Origin of the sequence: Bradyrhizobium sp. AT1, from assembly GCF_001590795.1 — a bacterium.
In the GTDB taxonomy this organism is placed as follows: domain Bacteria; phylum Pseudomonadota; class Alphaproteobacteria; order Rhizobiales; family Xanthobacteraceae; genus Bradyrhizobium.
On record NZ_JXDL01000001.1, the window covers coordinates 3,845,361 to 3,868,260 of the forward strand.

The following is a 22,900-nucleotide window of genomic DNA, read 5'->3' on the forward strand; positions in this document are numbered from 1 at the left end:
ATATTTTCGGCGGAAGGGGTTGACAGCGGATCGGGGTGTTTTGCCCGACGGGCGGCACTTCGTCCCAAACTGTGCTTGTGTTTTTGTTTGGCCGCTTCCCCCTGTATGCTCGCCGTGATGGAGCCGATCATGCCAGTTCGCTTTGGAGACATCCTTCAGGCTTTCGAGTTCGCCGACGCCAGCGGCGGCATGGGTGGGTGCCGCACCTTCGTCTGCAGGCAGACAGGAAAAATCTACTACCAGTTCGACGACGACAGCCTGCAGGAGCTCGAAGACGACGAACTGCCTGACGATATCGACGACGAGACCAAATACCTGCCGATGCCGAACTCGCGCGATCTCAGCCTCGGCAAGCCGCTTGTGCTGGATTTCGTCCGCGAGCACCTGCCGAGTGACCTGGACGACGTTCGCGACATCTTCAGCAAGCGCGGCGCCTATCAGAAATTCAAGAACCTCCTCTCTCGATGGGGAGCGATCGATGCTTGGCATGACTATCGGAACAGGGCGACAAAGCGGGCATTGCGGGATTGGTGCGAGGTCCATTCCATCGAGATCGTCGACTGACCGGGCAATCACTCGAACACCAAGATGTACGCGAGGAGGCTCCCGCCGTCTTCTCGCCCCCATTGTCATTCAGGGGATAGGGGGGCGGCGTTACGGTGGGCAAGTTCCCTGAGGTTCCGTGTGATCGTCCGACATCTTCCACAATTTGCGTCCCGTCATTCTGCTTCGCGCCGCGCTTTCCTCGGCGGATTGCTGTCGGCGGGCAGCGCCCTTGCGCTCGGCGGATGCGCCGGCCTCGGTGCGACCGGCGCGCGTTATGACGCATCGTCGCTGTCCGTCGATCCCACGTTGCTCGTCGCCACCACGCGCAAGCCCGTGAACGGTGCTCGCGCCAAACCCTGGTTCGGTCCGGAGCGTGCGACGAGCATGACGGTGGCGCGGGCCAAGCTGGTGGCGCCCGATGAGAGCCGCCTGTCTCTCGCCTCGGTCGGACTTGGCGGCTGGCGTCTCGATCGGCTCGAAACCGCGCCAGCCGACGCCGGCGATCTCGCGACCCAGGCCGGCGGAGGCGACGTGCTGATCTATGTGCACGGCTTCAAGCAGACGTTCGAGACGGCGGTGCTGGATGGCGCCTATCTCTCCGATGCGATCCGGTTCCGCGGCCGGACCATGGTGTTCGCCTGGCCCTCCAAGGCCGGACTGTTCGACTACGCCTATGACCGCGACAGCGCGATGTGGTCGCGCGACGAATTCGAGCGCGTGCTCTCGGCGCTGGTGTCGGCACCGGGGCCGGGCCGCGTGCACATCGTCGCGCACAGCATGGGAACCATGCTGACGCTAGAGAGCCTGCGTCAGCTCTACGGGCGATACGGCGACACGGTCACGAGCAAGATCGGCGCGGTGGTGTTCGCCGCGCCCGACATCGACATGGACGTGTTCTCGTCGGCGGTCCAGCGCATCGGCCCACTCGCCGGCAAGATCACCGTGATCGCCGCGACTAACGATCGCGCATTGGCGCTGTCGGGACAGCTCGCAGGCGGCATGACCAGGGTCGGCGCCGCCGAGAAGGCGGTCATCGCGCGGCTCGGCGTCCGCGTGGTCGATGCGTCCGCGGAAGGCTGGGGCATCATCAACCACGATTTGTTCCTGTCGAACGCGGAGGTGCAGCGGGTGATCCGGCGGTCGATCGACGGCACGACGGCGTGAGGGAGCCTGTGCGGCACGCGTTCGATGCATGGCCATCAATCACGCCGAAGCGATGACCGGCTACGCCGGTAGCTTTCGCTCGGCGATGATCCGCACGGGCGGAAAGACAACGCAATCCGCGACGTCGAACAGCACTTCGATGCGGCGATCAAACGCCCGAGCAAAGGCAAGCGCAGCATCGCGCCGTTCGTCGGCAATGGCGGTGCCGAGCGTGCAATGGGGCGTCCAGGCGCCGGGGCGATAATGTGGACGACAATGCGCTGGATCGATGGCCGCGCTGATCGCGCGGTGGATGCGAGCCAGGGTTTCGTCGGCCTCCGGCTCGGCCCAGAGGACGAGCGGAGAACCTTCGAACCAGCGAATTCGGTTGAATGCGATCCGCAACTGCGTCTCGCCGGCGACAGCTGCCAGCATGACGTCCCACACGGCCTTCTCGTCGACCGCAGGCTCGTCGTAGATCGCGAATGTGAAATGTGGCCGATAGCCGAGGGCGCGCATCGAAGGCTCGGCCTCGAACACGGCAACCTGATCCCACAGCCGCTCGATCTCGCCTGCTGACTCGTTGTCGGCCCGGATATTGATCGCCAATGCCACAGGCTCACCCAAAGGGCGGAATAATCAAGTGGAGATCAAGGGAAAGACTGTCTTGAAGACAAATGGCGCTCCCTAGGGGAATCGAACCCCTGTTTCAGCCTTGAGAGGGCCGCGTCCTAACCGCTAGACGAAGGGAGCGTGAGGGCTAGCCAATAGCCTCGAAATTTGTTCGCCGCAAGGACCCCGACAGGCCTTTTAGGGCTCATTGGCGAATTTCAGCCGTCCGGCCGGCTTCAGGGTATGGGCATCGAAGGTCCTGATCTCGGTGACCCCGTTAAGATCCAGCGTGATCACGAGGCGGTCGCCCGCAACCCCAGTCGAGATGATTTTGGCGCCCTTGGGCAGGGTGGCGGTGACGTCGCCGACCGGCTCGGCCGCCCTTCCCTCCGACTTGAAAAGGCGGTAGCCCACCGCGATCAGCACGGCGCAGATCGCCAGCGCCGTGGTCAACCCCGCGATCAGCATCATCCGCCGCACCCGCGCGAACAGCGCGGCCTGCTCGGGGCTCGGTTCGGGAACAGCGGTATCAGACGTCGTCATGGAAAATTCTGGCTCTGCGCAAAGGTTGGAGGTTGTCGTCGCCGGCGACGAGGGTTCGGCCCGGCTCGACCGCGTGCTGGCGGCGCGGTTGCCGGAGCTGTCGCGATCGAGGCTGAAAGCCCTGATCCTGGCGGGCGCAGTACACCTGAAGGCCTCCGCGGTCCGCGACCCCGCTTATCACGTCGCATCCGGCGATACGATCATAATCGACGTGCCGGAGGCGGCTCCGCCGGAGCCGAAGGGGGAGGATATCGCCCTCGATATCGTGTTCGAGGACGACGACATCGTCGTTCTCAACAAGCCCAAGGGGCTGGTGGTGCATCCCGCCGCCGGCCACGAGACCGGCACGCTGGTGAATGCGCTGATCGCCCATTGCGGCACCTCGCTCTCCGGCATCGGCGGGGTGCGCCGGCCCGGCATCGTGCACCGGCTCGACAAGGACACGACCGGGTTGATGGTCGTCGCCAAGAACGACCTCGCCCATGCCTCGCTGACAGCGCAATTCGCCGACCATGGCCGCACCGGCCAGATGCGCCGCGGCTACATGGCCTTCGCCTGGGGCGTGCCCGGCCGGCATCGCGGCACCGTCGATGCGCCGATCGACCGCCACCCGCATGCGCGCGAGAAGATGGCGGTGCGCCAGGGCGGCCGCGAGGCGGTGACCCATTGGGAAATCCTGGAGAGTTTTAGCGGGCGCGACGGCAAGCCGATCGCGACGCTGCTCGCCTGCGAGCTCGAGACCGGACGCACCCACCAGATCCGCGTCCACCTCGCCCATATCGGCCATCCCCTGATGGGCGATGCGGTCTATGGCCCGCATTTCAAGACCAAGGCGAACCAGCTCGGCCCGGAATCGCAGGCAGCCCTGGCCGCGCTGGGCCGGCAAGCCCTGCATGCCTATTTGCTGGTATTGGAGCACCCAAGGACCGGAGAATTACTCCACTGGGAGGCGCCTTTGCCGGAGGATTTGCTTCTCCTTCAAGCGGCGCTGAAAGCGGCGCAATGACGCAGGAGCTTTAAGAAAAGCGTTACATTACAAAAAGTTATAGCTGCCACACGGGGACGTGACGTCAGCAATCCTTCCCTTTTTGACCCTCCATGGGGTATATTGCGCCTGCGTTGGAAATGACCAACGCGGAACATCGCAGCTACGGCCGGCTTTAACACAGCGGTCGTCTGCCTGGCCCGCCGCTGTCGGGGGCCTGAACCTTGGAGGGCTTCAGTATGGCCCGTACCGCTGCTCTGCCGGTCCTCAATGGAGAATCCGGCTTATCTCGTTACCTCGCCGAGATCCGCAAGTTCCCGATGCTGGAACCCCAGCAGGAATACATGCTCGCCAAGCGTTGGCGCGAGCATGACGATCGCGACGCGGCGCACCAACTCGTCACCAGCCATCTCCGGCTCGTGGCCAAGATCGCCATGGGCTATCGCGGCTACGGCTTGCCGATTTCCGAGGTCGTCTCGGAGGGCAATGTCGGCCTGATGCAGGCGGTGAAGCGTTTCGAACCCGAGAAGGGATTCCGTCTCGCCACCTACGCCATGTGGTGGATCAAGGCGTCGATTCAAGAGTACATCCTGCGTTCCTGGTCGCTCGTGAAGATGGGCACCACCGCGAACCAGAAGAAGCTGTTCTTCAACCTGCGCAAGGCGAAGAGCAAGATCAACGCGCTGGACGAAGGCGATCTGCGCCCCGACCAGGTGAAGATCATTGCCAAGCGTCTCGGCGTCACCGATCAGGACGTGATCGACATGAACCGCCGCCTCGGTGGCGACGCGTCGCTCAACGCACCGATCCGCGACGACGGCGAAGCCGGCGAATGGCAGGACTGGCTGGTCGACAACACGCCCAACCAGGAAGCCATGCTGGCCGAGCACGAGGAATATGACGAACGCCGTGACGCGCTGAACGGCGCCATGGGCGTGCTCAACCCGCGCGAACGCCGCATCTTCGAGGCCCGCCGCCTCGCCGATGAGCCGATGACGCTGGAAGACCTCGCTGCCGAGTTCGGCGTGTCGCGCGAGCGCGTCCGCCAGATCGAGGTTCGCGCCTTCGAGAAGGTGCAATCCGCGGTCAAGGGCACGATCGCAAGAGCCGAGCAGGCCGCGCTGGAAGCCGCGCATTAAGCGGGGTTTTCACAGCACCAGAAATTGGCGGATCGAAAAGACAGAAAGCCGGCGGCAACGCCGGCTTTTTTGTTGGCTGGGTGATGCGGGGTGCAACTCCGCATCCAATGAGACGACGCTCACAGTCCCCGCTCCGCGTCCGTCCTAAAACCGTCCCGACTTGAACCCACGCGGCCGGTCGACCGACGCAACACGATCGGACCGACAGCATCGATTGGACGGACACCGTGGCGATCATCCTGCAATCCACCGTCGGCGGATTCTCCGCCCAGTTCATGCGCAAGCTGCCGCTGGTCGAGCAGGCGATGCGCGAGCACGGGCTCGAGCCGTCGGAATTCGTGATCTCGAAGGACTACGCGTCGACCGCGACGATCCCGATCATGGGCCCGTTCTTCTTCAGCTACAGCGTGTTCTTCGGCGAAGAGCAGTTCACCGTCACCGAGCCGAACGACATGGTGTTCCTGGATTACTTCTTCAAACGCGTGCTGGCCGCGGACGAGCCGCCGCAAGTGCCGCGACGGCCGGGCCTGATGCGGCGGCTATTCGACTGGATGTCGCAGCCGGTGTGACTGCTCTCGTCACTCCCCCCACGTCCGCGCCAGTGTCGCAAGCCAGCAGCCTTCGCAATAGCGCGCGTCCTTGTAGTCGATCCAGTTGTGCGCATAGACATGATCGAGCGGGATGCCGTAGCGCGCGCGCAGCACCTTGACGAGGATCTTCCACGCCGCGACCTGCGCTTCGGTCGGGCCCGTCGTCACGTCGGGATAATTGCCGGCGAATTCGACGCCGATCGAATTGTCGCGCACGACCTGGCGGAAGGTCGCGCTGTTGTCGATGTACTTGTTGTCGTTGCGGTTGGCGCCGTCGCCATGGGTCGGCACCAGGTTTTCTGCGACCGCCCAATAGACCGTGCCGTCGGTCTCCACCCACACCGTGACGCCGCGCCGCGTCGGGGCCTTTGCCTGCGCCTGCGCGCCGCCGCGCGCCGAGCCCGCCGGGCCTTCGGTCTGGTGCACGATGATGTTGCGCCAGGGATTTGCGTCGCGGACGTCCCCCCATGGCGCGAGCCAGACGATTCTGAGGCCGGGAATGTCGGGCGTGCCGGAGGCGCGCGCGAGCTTCGTCAGTTCGGCATCGTCAGCGGTTGCGGGGACGATCAGAAACAGTGCGGCGACAGCGGCCACGAGCAGGCGAGCAATCATCATGCGGATCCCATCACGGACCCTGATCTAGCACGGCTCCAAAACATGATCCGGAAAAGTGCGCCGCGGTTTTCGAAAGGATCATGCTCCAGCAACGACCTGAAACGCGATGGTGGTTCATCCCGATCATATCGCGTTTCAGGCGAATTTGTGCGCGGCCTGGCCGCGGCCAACCGGCTCGGGCGAGAGCGGCGGCGCCGGATCGTAGACGGCGAAGTCGTTCTTGCCGTTCTTCTTGGCGGCGTAGAGCGCGTGGTCGGCGTTGGCCATCAGGCGGTCCGGGAACGCGCCGATGCCGTGATCCCACTGCGCGACGCCGATCGAAATCGCGATCGGGATCTCGTCGCCGGTGCAGGCCTCGGCATCCCGGCGGCAGACCTCGAGCACGCGGCGGGCAATCATGGCCGCCTCACGCAGGGACGAGGACGGCAGCACGACGCAGAACTCGTCGCCGCCGGTGCGGGCGAGCATGTCGCCGGGCCGCAGCCGCGTCTGCGCCATCAGCGTGAAGTGCTTCAGGCAGGCATCGCCGGCGGCATGGCCGTGGGTGTCGTTGATGGTCTTGAAGCCGTCGAGATCGATCACCAGCAGCGAGAACGGCGCGCCGCTACGCTCGGAGCGGGCGCATTCCTCGGTCAGGCGCTGCAGCAGATGCCGCCGGTTGGCGACGCCCGTGAGATCGTCGAGCAGCGCGAGGTCGGCAACCTCGCCCCGCAGGCGGTCCATCGCCATCAGCAGGAAGCCGAAATTGAGCGTCATCGACAGGAACAGCAGGCCCAGCACCATCACGGCATGAACCTGACCGCCGGCGCGCGCCGAGAAATCGTGACCGAGCAGATTGCCCAGCGTGCGGACCAAGAGGATCGCAATGATGGTGAGAATGACGAGGCCGGACAGTCGGGCGCCCGGACTGACCTGGCCTTCCGGCGGCCACAGCAGCAGACGCAGCGCCAGCACCAGCGGCAGGGCCTGGCCGAACGTGTAGCTGAGCATGCGCAGCTGCATGTGCTCGACGCCGACCATGAACACTGCGACGCCGGCAAGGCTCAGGATTCCCGTCCCCGTCAAGAGGCGCCACGACACGGTGCGGTCATAGAAGCGCTGAATGCCCATGGCCGCCAGGCAGCTCGCCGCGATCACACCGGCCGCGCCGAGCAGAAGCGGCAAGGGAGACACGACGAACAGGCGGGCCAGGGCCGTCATCGCTCCGATTGCGCCGACAAAGGACGACGCCATCCAGAACCGCGCGGCGGCAAACTTCGGATAGGACCGCGTCACGTAGGCCCAGATCACGCCAAGCGCCAGGAAGTTGACGACGAAGACGGTCCACAATGTCGGTACGTTCAGCATGACGCGTGCGCCGTGCGCAGCGTCGCGCTCCCCGTTCCTGGCAGCCGTCCGTCCATGACCCATCCCCGTTTTCTTGCGGACAAGATGCGGCCATTGCGCTTAATGGAGTCTCACTGCGATCCTCGAAAGTTCCGCTTTGGTTTTGGATTCATGAAGGGCGCGGGGCTGTTGGGGGATCGTTAAGCCTGTCGCCGGCAAAGGCATCGCCGACCCCGTGATGCGGATTCGCGGACCGAAATCACCCGAAAATGCATCTGAGCTGTGGATAACATGATGACAGGGATGTGACTGCGCGGGGCAGTCGCCTGCGAATCTGCTGAGTTTGTCGTCGAGGATGTTGCGAGGCTGGCCCTCCGCCGAGCATCCCTCGTGTCGCGTTTCACCATTAACCCTGAAGAGGATCCTATGGCTAAGAAAGCGAAGAAGGCGACGAAGAAGAAGGCGAAAAAGGCCAAGAAGGCGAAGAAGAAGTAACGAGGCTTGTTCTTTGCCCGGGTGGAGCCTCGCTCCGCCCGGGCGTCGGGTAAGAGGTGGCGGGCGCGAGGCCCGCTTTTTTATTGGCCGGAGAACCTACCGCTCCGCGAACGCCAGCTTGGCGCCGAGCGCGGCGAAGCCGGCCGCAAAACTGCGGCGCAGCCAGGCCATGACTCGCGGGCGGGAGATGACGCGCTCGCGCACGGAGGCGGCGCAGAGGCCGTAGACGACGAACACCGCGAAGGTCATCGCCATGAAGGCGCCGCTCAATTCCAGCATGCGCGCCAGCACATGGGCCTCGTCCACGGCGATGAACTGCGGCAGGAAGGCGAGGAAGAAGATCGACAGCTTCGGATTGAGGATGTTGATCAAAAAGCCTGTCACGATGACGCGGCCGCTCGAACGCTCCTTGATATTGCCTTCGACCGAAAGCGCGCCGCTCTCGCGCAGCGTCTGCCAGGACATGTAGAGCAAATAGAGCACGCCGCCCCATTTCAGCGCGGCGAAGGCCAGCGCGCTGGTGTGGAGCACCGCGGCGAGGCCCAGCATCGCCGCACACATGTGCGGCACGATCCCGAGCGTGCAGCCGAAGGCCGCGGCGACGCTGGCGCGCGAGCCGCGCGTCAGCGCGGCGGCCAGCGTATAGAGCACGCCGGTGCCGGGCGAGGCGACGACGATCAGCGAGGTAAGCAGAAAGGACCAGGACATGGCCGGACCTTAGCAGCCCGCCGCACGGCGAGGAAGGTGGCCGTCCAGGCGCTTCAAGACAGCTGCGCGATCTCGGCTTCGCGCAGGACGTCGAGCGGCGCCCAGGGCTTGGCCCAGAATTTTGCGCCCGCGGGCAAGGGCTGCCGCAGCGGACGGCCGGAGGTGACGACGACGTCGAGCTTGGGATTGCGATCCTTGGCGACGTGGGCCAGCTCGACCCCGTTCATACGGCCGGCCAGTTGCACGTCGGTCATCATCAGGCAGAGCGCGCCGGCGCTCTTGTCGAGCACACGCTCGGCGGCTTCGGCGCTTTCGCACTGGATGACCTGATAGCCGCTCTCTTCCAGCAGGAGACTGAGCATCTCTCGCTGCATGGCGTCGTCCTCAACGATCAGAGCAGTTGCACGAAATGGCTGCGCTTGTCCCATGAGCGTCTCCCAATGCTTGCTTTCGTAACGTAGGTTAAGGAGCAAATTCCCAGGTGGTTCGGTTCCATTCTGAAAAAATGTAAAGCATAGTTCCACGATCCGGGCTTGACGGGGGGAACATGACGAGGATTCGGGGCGCTGCGGCCATCACGGGAGCGGCCGGCGGCATCGGCCGCGCGCTGGCCATCGAGCTTGCGCAGCGCGGCTGCGATCTCGCGCTGGCTGATCGCGACGAGGCCGGACTGAAGACGCTCGCTGCGGAGATCGGCGCAACACGCAGGGTCAGCGTGCATCGCGTCGACGTCGGCGAGCCCGATGACATCGCGCAATTCGCGGCGGAGGCGACCGCGGCGCATCCCGCGCTCGGCATCGTCGTCAACAATGCCGGCGTGGCGCTGATGGGCTCGTTCGAGGAGATCGACCAGGCGCAGATGGACTGGCTGTTCGACATCAATTTCTGGGGCGTGGTGCACGGCACGCGCGCCTTCCTGCCGCATCTGAAGACGAGGCCCGAGGCGCACATCGTCAACCTGTCCTCGATCTTCGGCATCATCGCGCCGCCGGGACAATCGGCCTATGCGGCGGCGAAATTCGCGGTGCGCGGCTTTTCTGAGAGCGTGCGGCACGAACTCAGCGTTGCGGGCAGTCCCGTCAAGCTGTCGGTCGTGCATCCCGGCGGCGTCGCCACCGCGATCGCGCGCAACTCCCGCACCGGTGTCGGCGTCACCGACAATGCCCGCCGCGCGCAGTCGATCGAGCGGTTCGAGACCGCGGCAAGAACCACGCCGAAGGATGCCGCGCGGCGCATCATCAGGGGCATCGAGAAGAACGAGCCGCGCATCCTGATCGGCAACGACGCGCGCTTCATGGACCTCTTGCAGCGCTTCCGCCCGGGGACCTACTGGGCGCCGCTGCAGCGGAAGCTGGAGAGGATGGCGAAGGGGACGTGAGCGTTGCCTGCTCTTTCACCCCTCCAGGGGAGGGGTGAAGTCACTGTCCCGCCAGCCGATCGGCGAAATAGCCGATGGTCTTCCTGTAGATCACCGCCCTGTTCCACTCGCGCATCGCCTCGAAATTGGCGGTGCCTTCGCCGTAGGGCTGGCCCATCTTGAAGCCGTTGGTGTGGAGCAAATTGGCGGTCGAGGCCAGCACGTCAGGGACGCTGTGGCGGAGGTCGACATGGCCGTCGCCGTCGAAATCGACGCCGTATTTGATGTAGGACGACGGCAGGAACTGGGTCTGGCCGATCTCGCCGGCAAAGGCGCCGATGAGATCGCGCAGCGGCAGGTCGCCGCGCTGCACGATCTTGAGCGCGGCGAGCAGCTCGCCCTGGAAAAGGTCTGTGCGGCGGCAATCATGCGCCAGCGTCGCCAGCGTGCGGACCACCGGCATCTTGCCGATGTCGCCCTTGCCGAAATCGCTTTCCAGGCCCCAGATCGCGACCAGGATAGTGCGCGGCACGCCGAACTGCTGCTCGATGCGCGAGAGCAATGCGGCATGGCGCTGCAACAGCGCGCGGCCGCCATTGATGCGGCCCGGACCGACGCGGGTCGAGACGTACTGCTCGAAACTCTTGTTGAAGGTGTGGCGCTGGCGCCGGTCGAAGGCGAGCACCGCGCCATCAGGAGTCACGCCACTGAGCGCTGCGCTGGTCACGCTCGCCGAGACGCCGGCGGCCTGGGCCTCCTGCGCCATGGTGGCGACGAACGCGTTGAAGTCGCCGCCGCAGCGCGCGGCCTGCGCCGCTCCGCCGGCCAGACACAGGACGGACGCGGCGGCGAGAAGCAGTCTCAGCATGTGGAGCAATCCCTTGAAGAAAATCGTGGCGCGAAGCAGCGCGCGGATCATGCCCGGGAAAGCAGCGAGCGTCAAAGCACCCGGCTTGATCCGCATCAAACTGTCTCACGCCCCCGCTCCCTAGATTGCAGCGAGCAGGAGCCGCCCAGGAGAAGCGCCATGACCGGAATTACCTTGACCGCCGAGCAGATTCGCAACGCCCCCGCAGCGGTACGGCAGTGGATCGAGCAGGAGGTGACCAGTTCGCTTGGCCTTTCGCCGCGCGCGCCCGTGACGATCCCGCCCCAGGCCTCGCATCTCGTCGCCTGCAGCGTGGAGGACGTCGCCGGCGTGCTTGAGCACATCAGGGGCGTGCTTCCGGCGGTCAACGTGCTGCTCGAGCTCGGCCGTCCCGGCATCAGCTTCGGCCAGCCCGCGGTGATGACGTTCCGCCTGATGGATATCCTGCATCACACCCGCCTGCCCGATATCAGCGGGGTGCTCACGTGCCTGGAGATGATCAACCAGGCGCTGATCGAGGTGAAGAAGGATCCGTCGGCCCGGTTCTGCGGCTTCGACCATGAAGGCCATTGCCTGATCGCGCCGCAGACGCAAACGAGCATCGCGGCGCTCTGGCAAAGCATGATGGAGCGCCAGCAGGCCGCGCAGGAGCGCGCGGCCGCCGGCCAGGCCGCGCCGGCGGCGTGAGGCAGACGGCAATTCCGCGGCAATCGGATCGGGAATGGCCCGTCGGTTAGAACCGGCGGGGCGGCGGGCGAGACTAACGCTTTGCGCCCCTTCCCCCGCAACCGACAGAGAGTGCCGATGTCCGCGCTGCACAACATCCCGGGAATGCTCGTCATTACCACCCTGCTCTGCCTGCACGCAGTTCCCGCCTCCGCGCAGACGCGGGACGTCGCCGGCAGCCGCGACTATCCCGGCATCGGCCGGTTCGCCGGCAGCGTGATCACCGGCTATGCCGTGAAGGACTTCGACGCGACGCGGATGCAGGCCGCGAGCTTCAGGGACGGTCAGCCGACCGATGCCCGGCGGCTCGAGGGCCGCATCGTCCGCATCGCCTATCGCACCAATCCCGGTCCCTCGATCCTGGAGGTGTCGCGGAATTTCGAAACGCAGCTCGCCAAGGCCGGCTTCGAGACCTTGCTCGCCTGCGACACCGACACCTGCGGCGGCATTCCCTTCACCGAGAGCATCGACACGCTGCCGGTGCCGCAGATGTGGGTCGACGGCTTCAACTACCGCTACTTCGCCGGCCGCAAGACCGAGGGCGGACGGGAGACCTATGCCAGCGTCCTCGTCAGCCAGAACAACCAGGACATCACCGCGCAGGTCACCGTCGCCGAGCTCGGGGCGATCACGAACAAGATGGTCGACGCCGCCGCGATGGCGAAGGGCCTTGGCGAGACCGGCCACATCGCGCTCTACGGCATCTATTTCGACACCGACAAGGCCGTGCTGAAACCGGAAAGCCGCCCGACGCTGGAGCAGATCGCAAAGCTGCTGGCGAGCCAGCCGCAGCTCAGCGTCTTCATCGTCGGCCATACCGACAGCCAGGGCGCCTATGACTACAATCTCGATCTGTCGAGGCGGCGCGCGGAGGCGGTCGCCGCCGAGCTGGTGAAGAACTTTCGGATCGTGCCGACGCGCCTGCGCACCGCCGGCGTCGGATTGCTGGCGCCGGTCGGCTCGAACGCGACGGATGCCGGCCGTGCACTCAACCGGCGCGTCGAGCTGGTGGCGCCATGAAACGTTGCGTCCGGGTTTGATGCGGGTCAATATCGCGGCACGAACGACATGAGATGGATGGCCGCAGACATCCATCTCCTCTGTCATCCCCGGCGCGACAACGTCCGAGGCAACCGGCCATGCCCGACCATCAGAACAAGCCGAGCCGCCCCGCCCTGCTCCGCATTCCCCTGTTCCGCCTGCTCGCCATCAACCTTGCGATCGGCGCCTGTGCCGCGACGCTGCTGGTCGGCGGACTGCTCTGGCTCAATCCCGGACATCTGCGCGAGCTGATCTTCGCCGACCGCGCACCGGGCATTGCGCTGGTCCTGCTGCTCGCCTCCTTCCTCATCACATTCGGTTCCGCCGCGATGGGCAGCGCGATCATGGCGCAGGGGCGCAAGGAGGACAGCGGCAAAGGCGGCGGACACGGATCGCGGCTCGCGGTGCAGAAGGTGACGCAGCGTCCGCGCGCGCATTGAGACGCGCACCGTGACGATGGAACCCACCAAGCGAACACCAAGGGCACATTGCATCACATTGTCTGCACGCCGCAGGGAAGACATGCAGGCTCGCGCACCTTCACGCACGACGCGCGCGACACACGGCGTCACCGGGATCGCCAAGATGAACAAAGTGGTTTGACAATCCAAACAATTGCTTCGATCTGGTTCCACATCACACGTCGCGACCAACGCATATCTGATGCGCTCGCTGCGACATCAACGCCGCCTCGATTTGCCTTGCCATCGCAAAGCGCCTTCTATAGAATTCTATTCTAGGTTGTCGCCCCGCCAGCCCCGGGTGACGCTGAAGACCAAAAATAAACGGCGGGCTTTGGCCCGCCGTTTATTGAGGGCCGCGCGATTTGCGCAGGTCGACATCGAGCTCACCTGAGCATCGAACTCACCTCAACGTCGAACGCACCTCAACATCGAACTCACCTCAACGTCAAACTCACTTGGACTGTCTCGTCTGTTTCGCGATCCAGGAGGCGTTCTCCGCCGACAGGATATTTTCGCAGTCGTTGACGAAGTCCGACAGCGGTGCCTTCGCGCCGTCCACGCGCCGCTGCAGCTGCAATGCCGTTGCGCGATACGTCACCACGAGAAAGCTGTAACGCTCCGCCTCGATATGGGCGATCACGGCGCCGCCGAGCGTCGTGAGCACCGCCGTCAGCGCGGCGAAATCGAAGTGGACGCCCAGAATCACGGGCTTGGCAACAACGCTGGCAACGGCCGTGAGCAACGTCGCCGCTCCCGCCAAGGCCAGCTCCAGGGACCTGAGCTGCGAGGCCGTTGATTGGTACGTCTTGGCGCGGTCCTCATAGAACGCGATCTGCTTGCTGGTCCGCCTCGCCAGATATTCGTCGAGCCCGAGAAAAACGCGCGGCGATGATCCCTGGTCCTTGGCCGGGATCTGCTGCTCGAGCAATTCCTTGGCATCTTCATCGATCTTCTGCAGCTCGGTACGGAGAACGTCGTCCGCCTTGGCCGGATCGTCATAAGGCGCAGCTTTCGTCGCGTAGCGGTAGGCCTCGCGCTTCAGGCGTTCCGAGATGGCGCGAGAGCGAACCCAGGCCGTGATACGCTCGGGGCCGAGCAGGCGTTGCGTGAAGAGGGTCGCGAATGCGAGGCATATCGCAGCCGTGATCGCGACCCAGGTGCGGGCATTGGCATTCCCTTCCGGTAGCTGGCTCGCCACGGACGCCAACACCGCGCCGAGCGACGACAGGGCGAACACGCACCACCGCGCACGATCGATCGTCGACTTCATGCCATTCGCGGTGGTCGACCATTTGGCCTGACTATCCGCAACAGACTCCAAGATGGTCATCGTCGTCTCCCCAAGATGTTTGCATTGAACTCACGGGCAATTGGCGCGATCGGCGGCGCACGTCGCCCTTGATGAGCGAAGGCGTGTTCGGTCACGTCGACGGCAGCTTCTTCTCCAGCTCCTCCAAGCCCGCCTTCAATCCCGGAAGCTCGCTCTCCACGGGCAGCAGCCCGCGCAAAGCGTCGATGAAGGTCTTGCGCTGCGAGTCCACCGTGTCGAGATTGGCAAATCCATCCTTGGCTATCTGGAGAAAGGCGGCGGCATCTCCCTGGTAGAGCTTGATCTCCGCGAGGTCGAAATAGCACCAGGGCCGGTCGAATGGCGGCACCTGTTTCAATTGCGCCTCCCGGATGCGGGCCGCGCGCGCCAGGGCAAGCTGATCCGACTCGGACAGAGCAAGACGGCCATTGATCTGCGCACGCAGCTTCAGGGCGTTGAGCAGCGGATAGGGATGTCCGCCCGAGACTTTCATCGATTCCTCGTAGGCCGCAAGGGCGGGCGCAAGGCGCTTGGCGCGCCTGAGGACTCCGCCGAGCGATGCGAGCGCGTCAAACCCCTTCGGGTTGAGCCTGATCGCCTCGCGAAGGGATGTTTCGCCGGGCGCCGGATCGGAATCGAGTGGCGGCTGCTTGGCGATCTGCGCGACCTTGTTCTCGGCGACCCCCTTCTCGCGCCAGGCTTCGCTATAGGTCGGCGACGCCGCGGCCGCAGCGGTGAACTGTTCGAGCGCTTCATCCCAGATGTCGTTGTCTCGGCACAACAGGCCGAGCTTCATCCGCGGTAACGGATTGTTGGGATCGACCGCGACCACCTGGCGATAGATCTCCATTGCACCGGTCACGTTGTAGGCGCGGATCTCATTCTCGGCCTGTGCCAACAGGTCGTTGACCGGTGGAGACTGCCGCTGCACGTTGAGAGCCTGCCGTACCGGACTGTTGATCCGGTTGCGCTTGAGCGATTCCGTCAACACCTGCGTGATCAGCTCGCGCGATTTCTGCGCCTCCGTCGCCGGCGCATACTCGTAGGGAAAAGCCTTGACCGAGGAGATATCGAAGGGCGGGGCGGCGTTGCCCTGGCGAAAGATCGCGGTGCCGGCCTCACGGGCGCGGTGCCGGACGCCGAGCTCGTACGCGACGTTGAAGTTGAGCCCGCTGATGTCGGCCAACGCGAAACGCGAGTATTCCAGATACTCGAACATGTCCTGCGTGATCAATGCCGAGAAGAAGTCCTGATCGGTGCGTCGGGGCTCGAGCTTGCCGCCCTCGGGCAGGTCGACCACGGCGATCGCGGGGACGAAGATGTCACTGTAGATCGCATTGAAATCGACATCCTTGTCGCCGACTTTCTTCAAACCGAACGGCATGATGACGAAACAGATTTTGGAATAATCCATGGCCATATCAGGCGCTCCCAAATGCAGCGGAGCAATTGAAAGCTTCATGTTTGCGCAAGATCAACTTCAGGTCAAGCGTGCCGCGGCAGCTGCGATCCGCCGACGGTGGCAAGCCCTGGCGATTCTTGCCGGCCAGCGGCGCGGTGACCGTGCATCAGGGACGTGGCGGCTACCTGCCCCTCGGGCGAATCCCGCCTCCAGCTGGCCCCAAAGTCATTTGACTACGACGCCCTTATCGACGACAAGCCGCCATGGCCAAGAAACCCGGAACCAATCCCAAAGGCGAATTCGCCTTTTTCAACGTCTTCTATGAAGACGATTCCCAACGCTCCAACCGCCGCGTGCCCTCCGAGCTGCTCGGCGGCCTCGACGGCGACGAACCCGCGCGCGCCTTCATCATGGAGCAGGACCGCGAGATCGCGGAGAAGAGCGGCAAGCCGGCGCTCGAGATCAAGCGGATCGAGCGGGTCGGGGTGAAGAAGAAGTAGGCGACGCGCCGGGAAGACACGTAAGCTTCATCACAAACAAGAACGGCTAGCCTCGACCCGCCGCTCCTTAGAAGTAAGGCTAGGCCGAGCTGTTCTTACACCACAAGCAATCTATAGAAGCGACTACCTTTGCCGATTGTGGCGAGTGCCTCGAACATGGTGTCGCCAAACTCCGAAGCTGCCGCCATGTATGAGTGACTATCTTCCTTATTCATAAATCGCTGGATTAGGTCGGCTTCTTGACCGTTGGTTGTCTCTAGGAAGCGATTGTACTGTTCCAAGAGTTTGTTGATGGTTGGATTGGCATCCTTCAGCTCAGGACGACCTCGAAGCCATTCAAGCCTTCCAGTTGGCGTTAGCTTCGTCATATCCAGCGCGTCCGCTGGCGTGACTGATTTCTTCGAGTTGTAAATCGTAAGAAGATAGAGCAGAGCCGAATAGCAAGTCAGTAGTCTGCTATGCTTTAATTTATAGTTCTTGAGTTTTCCGCCCGCCTTCTTGTCCTCAGGCTCTCGCTTCGTGCGAGCCTCATAGTTCACACAAAAAGTCCGCCAAATTCTCAATATGTCGTTGGCCAAGAACGCAGGCATGAATTCAGCCTGATGGCCTTGATAGTCCCTCCAGTAGCTGTTGATCACACTTTGAACGATCTCTTCATAAACCGCGTCTTCTACAAGCGGCTTGCTTTCTAAAAGAAGGAGGAGGCGAGCAGTAAACGTATTGGCAACGTCGTCTTTCTCGGTTCCCAGGGTATTGGTGAACTCGTACACCGAATGATGGTCCAAATATCGCCCATCACCCGAAAATTCCGGGAAGCCCATCTCTCGAGACCGTTCTATGAGCTCGGCCTGGACGCAGATTTCGTCGAGGTGATTCAGAAGGTTCTTCTGTCCAAAATCTTCGCCAGAGCCATCAGAGCGAGCAATCCGCTCGCTCCTTCCTGCGATGAAGAGGTCGAGATCGCTGAATTCACTTGCTTCGCAACGTCCGAACGAGCCGGTCGCATAGACGCACGCTTTCCCGGAGGCGAATTTAGCCGCACCTGCAAAGTTGGCGCGAAGCTTATCGATAACACTGGAGGAGAAGTCGCGACGCCTAGCGAGCTCGCTCATAAGCACCCTTCCACTCAAATATATTCGCAAATATCTCTGCCTGTTCGATCGCATCGTCGATTGCATGATGCGTATGCTGCCGCTTGGACGATAAAGACGGGTCGAGCTTTGAGCGGCCGGCCCGCGAGATCGGTACTCCAGCCTTAACAGCAAATGCGGTCTTTATGTCGAAACAACGAGAATAATCGAATGGCGAACCAGCCTTACAGAACTGAACAAAATACCAATAGAGCCATGTCCAATCAAAGCTCAGTGGATAGGCAACGAGTACTGGCCGGGCGCCGTTTGCGTTCTTTGTGATCCAGCCAAAGGCTTCGGTCATGGCCTCTTGGGGTGCTGCTCCCTCAACGCATAAACGAGCTCGATCTAGTCCATTAACGTCCAAAGCTTCCTTCTCGAAGGAGTCGGAGATCGGCTTCAGTTCACGATAAAAGACTTCATCATAATTTTGAGGGCGCGAAAAATTTCGCCCATCAAAAGAGCCAGCGTAGACTATTGCGAACGACAAGATTGAATATGGGCCGGGGATTGGACCGTCAGTCTCAACGTCAGCAGAGAAATACAGATCAGACGTGGCTCCTTCCAGCCGCTCATCGTGCCAAGCACCGAGTTTAGGTGTGCCTATAAGCATAGAAAACTCTAATCCCCTTAGCGGACATTCTTCAGGTCAACAGTTCCGCTGATAGCGTCGCAAAGCACTCCAACCGTAGTTTAGCCGAATATCTTCCAAATTGAATCGCAATCCACTGCAATTCGGCTCAAGGATAGAATGCCAGCAGCCCTCGGGCGGACCCGAGGGCAACAACCAGCGCTAGTTATCCAAGAAGCTCCGCAGCTTCCGGCTTCGCGACGGATGCTTCAGCTTCCTTAGCGCCTTCGCCTCGATCTGACGAATACGCTCGCGCGTCACCGAGAACTGCTGGCCGACTTCTTCCAGCGTGTGGTCGGTGTTCATGCCGATGCCGAAGCGCATGCGCAGGACGCGTTCTTCGCGCGGCGTGAGCGAGGCCAGCACGCGCGTGGTGGTCTCGCGCAGATTGGACTGGATCGCGGCGTCGATGGGCAAGATCGCGTTCTTGTCCTCGATGAAATCGCCGAGATGCGAATCCTCTTCGTCACCGACCGGCGTCTCCAGCGACAACGGCTCCTTGGCGATTTTGAGGACTTTTCGCACTTTCTCCAAGGGCATGCCGAGCTTCTCGGCGAGCTCTTCCGGGGTCGGCTCGCGGCCGATCTCGTTGAGCATCTGGCGGCTCGTGCGCACGATCTTGTTGATCGTCTCGATCATGTGCACGGGGATGCGGATGGTGCGGGCCTGGTCGGCGATCGAACGCGTGATCGCCTGCCGGATCCACCACGTGGCGTAGGTCGAGAACTTGTAGCCGCGGCGGTACTCGAACTTGTCGACCGCCTTCATCAGGCCGATGTTGCCTTCCTGGATCAGGTCGAGGAACTGCAGGCCGCGGTTGGTGTACTTCTTGGCGATCGAGATCACGAGACGGAGGTTGGCTTCCACCATCTCCTTCTTGGCCTGGCGCGCTTCGCGCTCGCCCTTCTGCACGGAGTGCACGATCTTGCGGAACTCGACGATCTCGAGGCCGGTCAGCGCGGCGAGCTGATGCACCTCGTGACGCAGGTCCTTGATGCGGTCCTTCTCGTGGTGGACGAAGTTCTTCCAGCCCTTGGCCGAGAGTTTCGAGACGCGGTTGAGCCAGCGCGGATCGAGCTCCGAGCCGGTGTAGTTGCGCAGGAAGTCTTCGCGCGCGACGCCGTGGCTGTCGGCGAGACGCATCAGGCGGCCCTCATGCGAGACGAGGCGCTTATTGATGTCGTAGAGCTGCTCGACCAGTGAATCGATACGCGCCTGGTTGAGGCGCAGCGACTTCACCTCGACGATGATCTCGTCCTTGAGCTTGCGGTACTTGCGCTCCTGGTGCGGCGACAGCGAGGGACCATGCGAGGTGCTCTCGAGCTGGTTCTGGATGTCCTGCTCTTGCAGCTTGCGCAGCTTCTTGTAGCTCTCGGCGATCTTGTCGAAGATCTCGACGACCTTCGGCTTGAGCTCGGCCTCGATCGCCGCCAGAGACATCTGGTTCTCGAACTCGTCGTCCTCGTCCATGTCGGCTTCGGCGGCGGTCTCGCCCGGATCCTTCTCTTCGCCACCCTGCCCGCCGGCGGCAGGCTGCGCGGCGCGGAACGGGGTCGGCGACGGGGGAGCAGCGGGCGGCGCGACATGCGCGGGCGCACCGACTGCAGCGGCCTGGCCCTCGGCCGGAGCTTCGCCGTTCTCGCCGGTGGGGCCTGATATCATCGCGTTGTTCATGCCGGCCTTGGCGTCAGGACCGGCATAGGTGGCTTCGAGATCGATGATGTCGCGGAGGAAGATCTTGCCTTCGTTGAGCTCGTCGCGCCAGATGATGATGGCCTGGAAGGTCAGCGGGCTTTCGCACAGCCCTGCGATCATCGCCTCGCGGCCGGCCTCGATGCGCTTGGCGATGGCGATTTCGCCTTCGCGGGACAGCAGCTCGACCGTGCCCATCTCACGCAGATACATGCGCACGGGATCGTCGGTGCGCTCGCCGGGCTCGCTCTTCTTGACCTCGGTGACGGCCTTCTGGGTGACTTCGACGAGCTCGTTGTCGGTCTCGTCCTCGCCGCCCTCGTCCTTTTCTTCCTCGCCTTCGCTATCGTCGGCTTCGGTGACGTTGATGCCCATGTCCGAGAGCATCGACATGATGTCCTCGATCTGTTCGGGCGAGGTCTGATCGGACGGCAAGACTTCGTTGAGCTGATCGAAGGTCACGAAGCCGCGCTTCTTGGCCTGCTTGATCATCTTCTTCACGGCCGCGTCGGACAGATCGAGCAACGGCGAGGGCGCGTCCTGGGAATCCTTCTCCGGAGCATCCGCTGCCTTGTCGTCTTTTTCCTTGTCCTTCGCCTGCAGCGTCTTTGCCTTGGTGGCCATCCATTGCTCCTAAACGCGCTTCATGCGGGGCGCTTTTTCGCGCCTTGCGTGAAATCACTTGAACCTGTTGCTCGACGCTCTCGCTTCGACAGTTCTCGACACAGAAAGGGCGGCGCGCATGTCTCTCGCCACCCCCAACTCTCTCTCGCCGGAATTGCCTAACGCTTCGTCAGCCTCTTTGTCGCAGCGGATGCAGGTGTAGTGCCAACAGCGATTGCGCGGATTCATTCCTGACGCGTCTGTTCTGCCTGCGGCCGCCTCTGGGCCAAAGTGCTACAAGACCGTTAAGCCTCGATTAACCCTGTTTTTGCCGCCAAACCCAGGATTTGGCGAGTCTTTTAGCGGTACCTAGCCCGGCCGTCCGCATGATTCTTTCATCACATGCTCTTCTGGAACCGGCCCGACAGCTCGCCAAAACCCTCGATCAGGGCTTCGGTGCCGTCGACCTCGGCCAGACGCGCCTTGACGTCACGCAGCCACGCCAAATTGGCCTCGCTGGGATCCTCCCCCAAGGCCAGCTCGGCGTCTTTCAGTTCTCTAAGTAGTGAATGGTATTGCCGATGCAAGGCAACCAGCTGATGCCAGGTGGCGAGGACATCGTCCCTTGCCGCGCCTTCGCGGGCGCCCCACACCGCCGCGGTGGTGATCCCGCCCTCAACCCGTTGAAGAAGCTGTGAAAATCCGCCTTTTTCGAGGTCGCTGCGCATCTTCTCGGCGAGCTCGCCGGGGTCTGGCGAATGGTGATGGTCGTTGGCGAAAGCCGCGATGATGCCGGCCCGGAGCTTGTGGGCCTCGGGATGGGCCAGCTCCAGGGCCGCGACCTCCTCGAGATGGTCGTGCAGCAGCCAGGGGTGGTTGATCAGGCTTTGCAGGATCAGGGCCTCCCGGCGGGAGATGGCACTGCGCTGGCCGCGCATGATCGGGCTCGCTGCCAGCTGGGGGCTAGCCGCCTGGTAGGGACCCGACGGTAACGGGGTGGGGCCGGGCGCACCGCGCCGCCCTCCGAAGCCCTGGCTCCCGAATCCCTGACCGCCGAATCGATTCGCGCCCGCCCCGCCGCGGGGCTGAAATTGGCGGCCGCCGCCACCCTGGCGGAAATTGCCCCGGCCGCCGAAGCCGCCGCGCCCGCCCTCCGGCGCAAAGGCGCGCTGCAGCCGCTCGACGAATTCGTCGCGGTAATAGCGCCGCACCACCTCGTCGCGGATGCCGTTGGTCAGCTCCTTGATGCGCGCTTCCAGCGCAGCGCGGCGCTCGGGCGTCGCAAAGTTGCCGCCTTCGAGCTCGCGCGACCAGATCATGTCGGCGAGCGGGCGGGCCGCGCCGATCACCTCCTCGATCGCGCCGCGGCCGCCGGAGCGCGCGAGATCGTCCGGATCCTGTCCCTCCGGCAGCAGCGCGAAACGAAGGCTCTTTCCGGGTGCGAGGAAGGGCAGCGCGAGATCGGCCGCACGATAAGCCGCCTTCTGGCCGGCGCGGTCGCCGTCGAAGCAGAGGATCGGCTCGTCCGCCATCTTCCAGAGCAGCGCGAGCTGGTTTTCGGTGAGCGCGGTGCCGAGCGGCGCGACGGCGCCGGGAAAACCTGTCGTGACCATGGCGATGACGTCGACATAGCCTTCGACCACGATCAGCGATGCGCCGTCATGCGTCGCCTTGCGCGCGGTCTGGTGGTTGTAGAGATTGTCGCCCTTGTGGAAGAGCGGCGTCTCCGGCGAGTTCAGGTATTTTGCAGCGACGTCCTTGTCCAGCGCGCGCCCGCCGAAGGCGATGACGCGGCCGCGCAAATCCGTGATCGGAAACATCACGCGATCGCGGAAGCGGTCGTAGGGCACGGGAATGTCGTCGCCCGCCACCAGAAGCCCGGTCTCGACCATGTCCTCGACGGAGATTCCAAGCTTGCCGAGATGCTCCTTCAGCGCGAAGCGATCGGGCGAGGCATAGCCGAGGCGGAACTGCAATTGCGTCGCCGGCGAGATGGCGCGGTCGGCGAGATAGCCGCGCGCTTTCGCGCCGACGCGCGAGGCCAGCGTCTCCGCGAAATAGGTCGCGGCGAGATCCATGACGTCATGCAGCGTGCGGCGGCGCTGCTCCTGCCGCGCCGCATCCGGCGTCACCGCCGGCAGCGCCAGGCCGGCCATGCTGGCGAGCCGCTCCACGGCCTCCGCGAACGGCAGGCCGTCGGTCTCCATCACGAATGAGATGATGTCGCCGTGCTTGCCGGAGGAGAAGTCGTGGTAAAAGCCCTTCTGGTCGTTGACGTAGAAGGACGGCGTCTTTTCCTGCTGGAACGGCGACAGCCCCTTCCACTCCCGCCCCGCCTTCTTCAACTTCACGCGCTTGGCCACGACCTCGGAGACCGAAAGCCGGGCACGAAGCTCGTCGAGGAATTGGGGCGTGAAGCGCATTATGCTGATTTCTGGGCTGAGTCGGACGTTATGGCCAACCGGATAGGCATAT

At 63.5% G+C, this 22,900-nt stretch carries 23 protein-coding genes and 1 tRNA gene; 10 read left to right on the forward strand and 14 right to left on the reverse strand.

The features are described 5' to 3' along the window. The first annotated feature begins 129 nt into the window (after positions 1-129). Both SE92_RS17905 and SE92_RS17910 read left to right on the forward strand, forming a co-directional pair. The gene (locus SE92_RS17905; RefSeq protein WP_063203604.1) at positions 130-564 is read left to right on the forward strand and encodes a hypothetical protein; all 435 of its coding nucleotides are present in this window, start codon (positions 130-132) and stop codon (positions 562-564) included. Between the two features lie 120 nt (positions 565-684). Beyond that, on the forward strand, positions 685-1,710 hold the full coding sequence (locus tag SE92_RS17910) for an alpha/beta hydrolase (protein ID WP_157095536.1): 1,026 nt from the start codon (positions 685-687) through the stop codon (positions 1,708-1,710). A 60-nt stretch (positions 1,711-1,770) separates the two neighbouring features. On the opposite strand, the gene SE92_RS17915 is transcribed toward SE92_RS17910, so the two are convergent. From SE92_RS17915 to SE92_RS17925, 3 genes are all read right to left on the reverse strand, one after another. Continuing rightward, entirely contained in the window at positions 1,771-2,304 is a 534-nt protein-coding gene (locus SE92_RS17915; protein ID WP_063197058.1) for a 2'-5' RNA ligase family protein, read from the reverse strand. Between the two features lie 63 nt (positions 2,305-2,367). Beyond that, positions 2,368-2,442, reverse strand: a tRNA-Glu gene (locus SE92_RS17920). A gap of 57 nt (positions 2,443-2,499) precedes the next feature. Then, positions 2,500-2,844 (reverse strand): hypothetical protein, encoded by a 345-nt coding sequence (locus tag SE92_RS17925; protein ID WP_063197060.1) that lies wholly within the window; start codon positions 2,842-2,844, stop codon positions 2,500-2,502. Here SE92_RS17925 and SE92_RS17930 point away from each other — a divergent pair. From SE92_RS17930 to SE92_RS17940, 3 genes are all read left to right on the forward strand, one after another. Further along, complete coding sequence (locus SE92_RS17930; protein ID WP_063197063.1) at positions 2,843-3,850, forward strand: RluA family pseudouridine synthase; 1,008 nt, start codon at positions 2,843-2,845, stop codon at positions 3,848-3,850. The genes SE92_RS17925 and SE92_RS17930 overlap by 2 nt on opposite strands. Positions 3,851-4,068: 218 nt before the next feature. Beyond that, complete coding sequence (gene rpoH / locus SE92_RS17935) at positions 4,069-4,968, forward strand: RNA polymerase sigma factor RpoH (RefSeq protein WP_018318222.1); 900 nt, start codon at positions 4,069-4,071, stop codon at positions 4,966-4,968. Between the two features lie 227 nt (positions 4,969-5,195). Next, complete coding sequence (locus SE92_RS17940) at positions 5,196-5,537, forward strand: hypothetical protein (RefSeq protein ID WP_063197065.1); 342 nt, start codon at positions 5,196-5,198, stop codon at positions 5,535-5,537. A gap of 9 nt (positions 5,538-5,546) precedes the next feature. Here the strand turns inward: SE92_RS17940 and SE92_RS17945 are convergent, their stop codons facing one another. The 4 genes from SE92_RS17945 to SE92_RS17960 all read right to left on the reverse strand — a co-directional run bounded on the left by SE92_RS17945 (position 5,547) and on the right by SE92_RS17960 (position 9,130). Continuing rightward, positions 5,547-6,173, reverse strand: coding sequence for a peptidoglycan recognition protein family protein (locus SE92_RS17945; protein ID WP_063197068.1), 627 nt, complete (start codon positions 6,171-6,173; stop codon positions 5,547-5,549). A gap of 135 nt (positions 6,174-6,308) precedes the next feature. Continuing rightward, positions 6,309-7,520, reverse strand: coding sequence for a GGDEF domain-containing protein (locus SE92_RS17950; protein ID WP_063203606.1), 1,212 nt, complete (start codon positions 7,518-7,520; stop codon positions 6,309-6,311). Positions 7,521-8,090: 570 nt separating this feature from the next. Next, positions 8,091-8,702 (reverse strand): LysE family translocator, encoded by a 612-nt coding sequence (locus SE92_RS17955; protein ID WP_063197070.1) that lies wholly within the window; start codon positions 8,700-8,702, stop codon positions 8,091-8,093. Positions 8,703-8,755: 53 nt separating this feature from the next. Beyond that, entirely contained in the window at positions 8,756-9,130 is a 375-nt protein-coding gene (locus tag SE92_RS17960; protein ID WP_063197072.1) for a response regulator, read from the reverse strand. 119 nt (positions 9,131-9,249) lie between these two features. On the opposite strand from SE92_RS17960, the gene SE92_RS17965 reads away from it, so the two are divergent. Continuing rightward, positions 9,250-10,080 (forward strand): SDR family NAD(P)-dependent oxidoreductase, encoded by an 831-nt coding sequence (locus SE92_RS17965; RefSeq protein ID WP_063197074.1) that lies wholly within the window; start codon positions 9,250-9,252, stop codon positions 10,078-10,080. A 40-nt stretch (positions 10,081-10,120) separates the two neighbouring features. On the opposite strand, the gene SE92_RS17970 is transcribed toward SE92_RS17965, so the two are convergent. Next, entirely contained in the window at positions 10,121-10,927 is an 807-nt protein-coding gene (locus SE92_RS17970; protein WP_063203607.1) for a lytic murein transglycosylase, read from the reverse strand. 159 nt (positions 10,928-11,086) lie between these two features. On the opposite strand from SE92_RS17970, the gene SE92_RS17975 reads away from it, so the two are divergent. The 3 genes from SE92_RS17975 (at position 11,087) to SE92_RS17985 (ending at position 13,134) form a co-directional block, all read left to right on the forward strand. Further along, positions 11,087-11,614, forward strand: coding sequence for a hypothetical protein (locus SE92_RS17975; RefSeq protein WP_063197077.1), 528 nt, complete (start codon positions 11,087-11,089; stop codon positions 11,612-11,614). A 144-nt stretch (positions 11,615-11,758) separates the two neighbouring features. Beyond that, the gene (locus SE92_RS17980) at positions 11,759-12,673 is read left to right on the forward strand and encodes an OmpA family protein (protein ID WP_063197079.1); all 915 of its coding nucleotides are present in this window, start codon (positions 11,759-11,761) and stop codon (positions 12,671-12,673) included. A 119-nt stretch (positions 12,674-12,792) separates the two neighbouring features. Continuing rightward, positions 12,793-13,134 carry a hypothetical protein gene (locus SE92_RS17985; protein WP_063197081.1) on the forward strand — a complete coding sequence of 114 codons (342 nt, stop codon included), beginning with the start codon at positions 12,793-12,795 and terminating at the stop codon, positions 13,132-13,134. A gap of 475 nt (positions 13,135-13,609) precedes the next feature. Here SE92_RS17985 and SE92_RS17990 read toward each other — a convergent pair whose 3' ends face one another. Both SE92_RS17990 and SE92_RS17995 read right to left on the reverse strand, forming a co-directional pair. After that, the gene (locus SE92_RS17990; RefSeq protein ID WP_063197083.1) at positions 13,610-14,488 is read right to left on the reverse strand and encodes a DUF4231 domain-containing protein; all 879 of its coding nucleotides are present in this window, start codon (positions 14,486-14,488) and stop codon (positions 13,610-13,612) included. A gap of 91 nt (positions 14,489-14,579) precedes the next feature. Further along, the gene (locus SE92_RS17995; protein ID WP_198172688.1) at positions 14,580-15,881 is read right to left on the reverse strand and encodes a tetratricopeptide repeat protein; all 1,302 of its coding nucleotides are present in this window, start codon (positions 15,879-15,881) and stop codon (positions 14,580-14,582) included. Positions 15,882-16,132: 251 nt separating this feature from the next. Between SE92_RS17995 and SE92_RS18000 the strand changes: the two genes are divergently transcribed. Further along, a complete protein-coding gene (locus SE92_RS18000) occupies positions 16,133-16,369 on the forward strand; it encodes a hypothetical protein (protein ID WP_063197087.1) in 237 nt (78 codons plus the stop codon). A 95-nt stretch (positions 16,370-16,464) separates the two neighbouring features. Here SE92_RS18000 and SE92_RS18005 read toward each other — a convergent pair whose 3' ends face one another. The 4 genes from SE92_RS18005 to dnaG form a co-directional block, all read right to left on the reverse strand. Continuing rightward, positions 16,465-17,481, reverse strand: a complete 1,017-nt coding sequence (locus SE92_RS18005; protein WP_063197089.1) for a hypothetical protein — start codon at positions 17,479-17,481, stop codon at positions 16,465-16,467. Then, on the reverse strand, positions 17,465-18,112 hold the full coding sequence (locus SE92_RS35065; RefSeq protein ID WP_157095539.1) for a 3'-5' exoribonuclease domain-containing protein: 648 nt from the start codon (positions 18,110-18,112) through the stop codon (positions 17,465-17,467). Before SE92_RS35065 ends, SE92_RS18005 begins: the two co-directional genes overlap by 17 nt. 180 nt (positions 18,113-18,292) lie before the next feature. Beyond that, positions 18,293-20,446, reverse strand: coding sequence for an RNA polymerase sigma factor RpoD (gene rpoD / locus SE92_RS18010; protein ID WP_063197091.1), 2,154 nt, complete (start codon positions 20,444-20,446; stop codon positions 18,293-18,295). A gap of 377 nt (positions 20,447-20,823) precedes the next feature. After that, entirely contained in the window at positions 20,824-22,848 is a 2,025-nt protein-coding gene (gene dnaG / locus SE92_RS18015; protein WP_063197093.1) for a DNA primase, read from the reverse strand. Between the last annotated feature and the right edge of the window lie 52 nt (positions 22,849-22,900).

Coding starts and splice junctions, on each gene's coding strand:
- SE92_RS17975 (WP_063197077.1), top strand. CDS start 11,087: ATGACCGGAATTACCTTGACCGCCGAGCAGATTCGCAACGCCCCCGCA.
- SE92_RS17985 (WP_063197081.1), top strand. CDS start 12,793: ATGCCCGACCATCAGAACAAGCCGAGCCGCCCCGCCCTGCTCCGCATT.
- SE92_RS17970 (WP_063203607.1), bottom strand. CDS start 10,927: ATGCTGAGACTGCTTCTCGCCGCCGCGTCCGTCCTGTGTCTGGCCGGC.
- SE92_RS17980 (WP_063197079.1), top strand. CDS start 11,759: ATGCTCGTCATTACCACCCTGCTCTGCCTGCACGCAGTTCCCGCCTCC.
- SE92_RS35065 (WP_157095539.1), bottom strand. CDS start 18,112: ATGCTTATAGGCACACCTAAACTCGGTGCTTGGCACGATGAGCGGCTG.
- dnaG (WP_063197093.1), bottom strand. CDS start 22,848: ATGCGCTTCACGCCCCAATTCCTCGACGAGCTTCGTGCCCGGCTTTCG.
- SE92_RS17925 (WP_063197060.1), bottom strand. CDS start 2,844: ATGACGACGTCTGATACCGCTGTTCCCGAACCGAGCCCCGAGCAGGCC.
- SE92_RS17955 (WP_063197070.1), bottom strand. CDS start 8,702: ATGTCCTGGTCCTTTCTGCTTACCTCGCTGATCGTCGTCGCCTCGCCC.
- SE92_RS17990 (WP_063197083.1), bottom strand. CDS start 14,488: ATGACCATCTTGGAGTCTGTTGCGGATAGTCAGGCCAAATGGTCGACC.
- SE92_RS17930 (WP_063197063.1), top strand. CDS start 2,843: ATGGAAAATTCTGGCTCTGCGCAAAGGTTGGAGGTTGTCGTCGCCGGC.
- SE92_RS17950 (WP_063203606.1), bottom strand. CDS start 7,520: ATGCTGAACGTACCGACATTGTGGACCGTCTTCGTCGTCAACTTCCTG.
- rpoD (WP_063197091.1), bottom strand. CDS start 20,446: ATGGCCACCAAGGCAAAGACGCTGCAGGCGAAGGACAAGGAAAAAGAC.
- SE92_RS17945 (WP_063197068.1), bottom strand. CDS start 6,173: ATGATGATTGCTCGCCTGCTCGTGGCCGCTGTCGCCGCACTGTTTCTG.
- SE92_RS18005 (WP_063197089.1), bottom strand. CDS start 17,481: ATGAGCGAGCTCGCTAGGCGTCGCGACTTCTCCTCCAGTGTTATCGAT.
- SE92_RS17905 (WP_063203604.1), top strand. CDS start 130: ATGCCAGTTCGCTTTGGAGACATCCTTCAGGCTTTCGAGTTCGCCGAC.
- SE92_RS18000 (WP_063197087.1), top strand. CDS start 16,133: ATGGCCAAGAAACCCGGAACCAATCCCAAAGGCGAATTCGCCTTTTTC.
- SE92_RS17965 (WP_063197074.1), top strand. CDS start 9,250: ATGACGAGGATTCGGGGCGCTGCGGCCATCACGGGAGCGGCCGGCGGC.
- rpoH (WP_018318222.1), top strand. CDS start 4,069: ATGGCCCGTACCGCTGCTCTGCCGGTCCTCAATGGAGAATCCGGCTTA.
- SE92_RS17960 (WP_063197072.1), bottom strand. CDS start 9,130: ATGGGACAAGCGCAGCCATTTCGTGCAACTGCTCTGATCGTTGAGGAC.
- SE92_RS17995 (WP_198172688.1), bottom strand. CDS start 15,881: ATGGATTATTCCAAAATCTGTTTCGTCATCATGCCGTTCGGTTTGAAG.